Raw genomic sequence first — 3,994 nt, 5'->3', positions numbered from 1 at the left:
CCGTAACCTCGCTTCCGGAACACCACGCAAGCGCTCCCCGACGACACCCGGACGCCGACGCACACCTATCCGAGCGTGGCGCCTGCGTCCCCGGGTTCAGTTCTCATATCAATCAGGCAAAAAAGTTCATTGGCACTATCTGTCCGCCGGACCGCTGTCGTTACATGGGCCCGCCAGCACCCAACACCCACCGACCGGCCGAACCGGGACACTCTTCGCTGATCACCGGAACAATCTACCGTCGCCTCCCACACCCGACCAACCACGATCCATAGCTCTGGGGTATCACACCAGGCAGCGCCACCGCGCGCCTTTCCCCGATTCGCTGTCGTTGTCGTCACACCGGGGGGTGCGGGGTGCGGGTTGCGGGGTGAGCCGGGCCACAACCGTCGGCGGCGGGCACGATGGCGTTCACCCCCGGACTCGGGGTGCGCGGAGGGTGATCCGGACATTCGCGGCATAGAGATAAGGAATGACCAACGGCAGCGCCCAGAGCCGCGAACGGAAGCGCACACCGGGACTCCGCACCGGTCAAGTCCAAATGCGTGGTGTATCGAAGTGATCGCCGCGTGACCGCTGCCGGTCAGGCGGTCAACGCTGCGGGATCCTCCTGTTCATCGCTGGGTTCGGTGTGGTTGCGGGAGCGGGCCAACACGTCGAGGCCGAGGTAGCGGCGGCCTTCGATCCATTCGTCGTGTTGTTCGGCCAGGACAGCGCCGACGAGGCGGATGATCGCGGTGCGGTCGGGGAAGATCCCGACGACGTCGGTGCGGCGCCGGATTTCCTTGTTCAACCGTTCTTGGGGGTTGTTCGACCAGACCTGACGCCAGATCTGTTTCGGGAAGCTGGTGAACGCGAGCAGGTCGGCGCGGGCCGCGTCCAGGTGCGCGGCGACTTTCGGAAGCTTCTCGGCCAATGCGTCGAGCATCCGATCATATTGAGACCCAACCGATTCCGGGTCGGCTTGATCGAAGACCGAGTGGAGCAGAGTCCGAACCCACGGCCACGACGTTTTCGGTGTGATCGACATCAGGTTGACGGTGTAGTGGGTCCGGCAACGCTGCCAGGACGCGCCGGGCAGGGTCGCTCCGATCGCCGCGACCAGCCCGGCGTGGGCGTCGGAGGTGACCAACTCGACCCCGGACAAACCCCGCGCGACCAGATCACGGAAGAACGCCAACCAGCCGGCACCGTCTTCACCACTGGTGACCTGCAAGCCCAGGATTTCGCGGTAGCCGTCGGCGTTGACACCGGTCGCGATCAGGGCATGGACGTTGACCACCCGCCCGTTCTCGCGCACCTTCAACACCAGGGCGTCCGCGGCGACGAACGTGTAAGGGCCTTGGTCGAGTAAGCGGGTCCGGAACGCTTCGACCTGGGCATCGAGGTCGGTGGCCATGATCGAGACCTGCGACTTCGACAGCTGCGTGACGCCGAGGGACTCGACGAGTTTCTCCATCCGCCGGGTCGAGACACCGAGCAGGTAGCAGGTCGCGACCACGCTGGTCAGGGCTCGTTCGGCGCGTTTGCGGCGTTCGAGCAGCCAGTCGGGGAAGTAGCTACCCGACCGCAGTTTCGGGATCGCGACGTCCATGGTCCCGACGCGGGTGTCGAAATCGCGGTGGCGGTATCCGTTTCGGGAGTTGACCCGGTCCTCGCTGCGTTGCCCGTAGTCGGCGCCGCACATGCTGTCGGCTTCGGCGTTCATGATCGTGTGGACGAAGCTGGACAGCAATTCTCGCAGCAGATCAGGGCTGGCCGCGGCGAGTTGGGTGTCGAAGGGCTTGCTCGGGTCGATACGCTGGATATCGGTCATCGCGTGATGTCTCCTTCAAGTGACTTTGGACGGTCTCTTCAAGGGTCACGCGGTGACCACCTCGTTTCCGGCTACGACACGCTCGGAACAGGGGGCTGCTCGGGTGGTCGGGCCGTACACCACGCTATTGGACGCAACCCTCCGCACCCGCGGGCGCGGAGTCGATCGCATACTCATGCACCCGAACCGGCTCACATGCGCGTTGGCGCATAACTTATGCATATCTTGCGTATACCCATGTTGTGCGCACACTGGGCGAGATCGTGGCGCCGGGTTCGAGCGGTGCTTGCGCTATGACGCAGCCAGGGTCCACCACTCCCCGACCACCTCGAAGCATTCGGCCAGGTGCGCCCGAATGGCGACCGGCCGTCGACCGTTCGACTCCGCCAGGGGTCGATGCAGGGCACCACCCTACGTAGTACCCTACATTCATGAAGAGCAAGACGAGCGTGTACCTCGAAGCCGAACAGGCCGCGCGCCTCAAGGCCGCCGCCGAGGAATCCGGACGGTCGGAAGCCGAGTTGATCCGCGAGGGGATCGACCTCGTCCTGCTCCGGACCCACACCGTGCGCCGGACCAGGCCGTGGCCGAGCTTCGATTCCGGCGACCCGCGCTTCGCCGCCGACTCGGAAGAGCTGCTCGGCGAGGCCTACGAGCGGTGAGCTTCTTCATCGCCGACACGTCCGCGATCATCGCCGCCTACGACCGCGCCGCCGACCTGCACGACCGTGCGCGCGATCTGCTGGCCACCTCGGTCGCCGTGGTCTCGCCCATGGTGCTCGACGAAATCGATCACCTGCTGATCGCACGGTTCGGCAAGGACCGCCGGATCGCCGACCTGGTCCTCGATGACCTGCTGACCTCGGCGGAGGAGGGCGCTGTGCTGATCCCGGCCGTCGATCGAGACGACGTCCGCGTCGCACAGAAGGTCATCGGGCAGTACCGGGGCCTGCGGCTGGACCTGGCGGACGCGGTCAACGTCGTCCTCGCCGAGCGCTACCTCACCAACGACATCCTGACGCTCGATGAAAAGGACTTCCGCGCCCTTCGCCCACTCACCCCCGCCCACAACGCATTCCGGCTACTTCTCCAGGACGCGTAACGCCCTCGGAGCATCAGCTACACCTGAGTTTGGTTGAGGCCGTTCGCATTTGCCTGATCCTGATCGGTGAGCTTGCGGATCGCCAGCGCGTAGGTGTCGCGCATCAGGGAGACCAACTCGATGTGCTTCATCAACTGATTGACCGCCGAGTCGGCGTCGCTGACTGCCTTGTTCTGGAACTTCTGCCGTAGCGCCTCGGCGGAGGGAAGCGTTCCGAAACCACTCAGGTGGCCGAGGTCACCCGCCATGCGGAGCAGATCTTTCTCCAGGCCGCTCAAAAAAGCGTATCGCACCGCTTTTTCAGGGCTCCACCCAATTGCTCATCCATCCGGAACTCACCGGATTCGGCGCTCTGCTTGTACTGCCGCCATTGCGACAGGCTGGCCTCCATCGAAGATTCTTGCGTCACGTCATTCCAATCGTCAGGTCGAAACCGAGGGACAATACCCAGCCGTGATGTCAGTCCGGCAAGTTCTTCTCGAAATAGATCGCATGCTCGACCGCGATGCCACACGGGGGCGACTCCACCAGCATGTCGCGCTCGCTGTGCATCCAGCTCACCCCGATTTCGAACATCCCGTGAGCGGCGGGAAAGCTCACATAACAGGTGAGGTCATAGAGCGGATTGGACTCCCGTTTCGTTGTCACGATTCCCGCGCGGTCGCCGACCATCATGTCACGAACGAAAAGGCTCTCCGGATTGGCCCGCCGCTCCGGCACCGTCCGCCGAGTCGAGAAAACGCTCACACCGTACGGCCCCTCGGTGGAATCCCAATTGCATATCTTCCACCAGGCCTCCACCCCCTCATCACGGCTGTCCACCGATACCCGCTTCGTCGAAGGGTCCAGATTATCTCCGCTCAACACCTCATCCGACAGATCAGTACAGGGATTGAACAGCGGCAGACTCGTGTCCACACTCGTCGGCACACTCCCCTCTTCCGTCGCCCGCCCATCCACAGTGGACGAACACCCCGCGGCCACCGCGGCCACCGCAACCCCGGCGGCAATCACCCCCACCAAGCCCCGGCCTGCCCTGCCAGCCATCAACGCCTACACCCCTCCTGCTCTCGAGC

The 3,994-nt window shown here is 64.2% G+C and carries 5 protein-coding genes; 2 read left to right on the top strand and 3 right to left on the bottom strand.

Annotated features, from left to right (window positions below):
• Positions 1–583 precede the first annotated feature (583 nt).
• Positions 584–1,816, bottom strand: a complete 1,233-nt coding sequence (locus OHB21_RS12205) for an IS256 family transposase (protein WP_054811708.1) — start codon at positions 1,814–1,816, stop codon at positions 584–586.
• Positions 1,817–2,247: 431 nt separating this feature from the next.
• Between OHB21_RS12205 and OHB21_RS12200 the strand changes: the two genes are divergently transcribed.
• Positions 2,248–2,478, top strand: a complete 231-nt coding sequence (locus tag OHB21_RS12200; protein WP_067513232.1) for a ribbon-helix-helix domain-containing protein — start codon at positions 2,248–2,250, stop codon at positions 2,476–2,478.
• Positions 2,475–2,918, top strand: coding sequence for a PIN domain-containing protein (locus OHB21_RS12195; protein WP_198161881.1), 444 nt, complete (start codon positions 2,475–2,477; stop codon positions 2,916–2,918). The genes OHB21_RS12200 and OHB21_RS12195 overlap by 4 nt, the downstream gene beginning before the upstream one ends.
• Positions 2,919–2,935: 17 nt before the next feature.
• Here the strand turns inward: OHB21_RS12195 and OHB21_RS12190 are convergent, their stop codons facing one another.
• Both OHB21_RS12190 and OHB21_RS12185 read right to left on the bottom strand, forming a co-directional pair.
• Positions 2,936–3,196 (bottom strand): hypothetical protein, encoded by a 261-nt coding sequence (locus OHB21_RS12190; protein WP_195142117.1) that lies wholly within the window; start codon positions 3,194–3,196, stop codon positions 2,936–2,938.
• 181 nt (positions 3,197–3,377) lie between these two features.
• Positions 3,378–3,965 (bottom strand): DUF3558 domain-containing protein, encoded by a 588-nt coding sequence (locus OHB21_RS12185; protein ID WP_067513230.1) that lies wholly within the window; start codon positions 3,963–3,965, stop codon positions 3,378–3,380.
• Between the last annotated feature and the right edge of the window lie 29 nt (positions 3,966–3,994).

Source organism: Nocardia puris (assembly GCF_036051655.1).
Classification (GTDB): Bacteria; Actinomycetota; Actinomycetes; order Mycobacteriales; family Mycobacteriaceae; genus Nocardia; species Nocardia puris.
The sequence above is the reverse complement of the archived record's forward strand: the minus strand, read 5'-3'. Positions and strand labels throughout refer to the sequence as shown.

Excerpts from the sequence above, each read along its gene's own strand:
- OHB21_RS12200 (WP_067513232.1), top strand. The coding sequence starts at position 2,248 with ATGAAGAGCAAGACGAGCGTGTACCTCGAAGCCGAACAGGCCGCGCGC.
- OHB21_RS12205 (WP_054811708.1), bottom strand. The coding sequence starts at position 1,816 with ATGACCGATATCCAGCGTATCGACCCGAGCAAGCCCTTCGACACCCAA.
- OHB21_RS12185 (WP_067513230.1), bottom strand. The coding sequence starts at position 3,965 with ATGGCTGGCAGGGCAGGCCGGGGCTTGGTGGGGGTGATTGCCGCCGGG.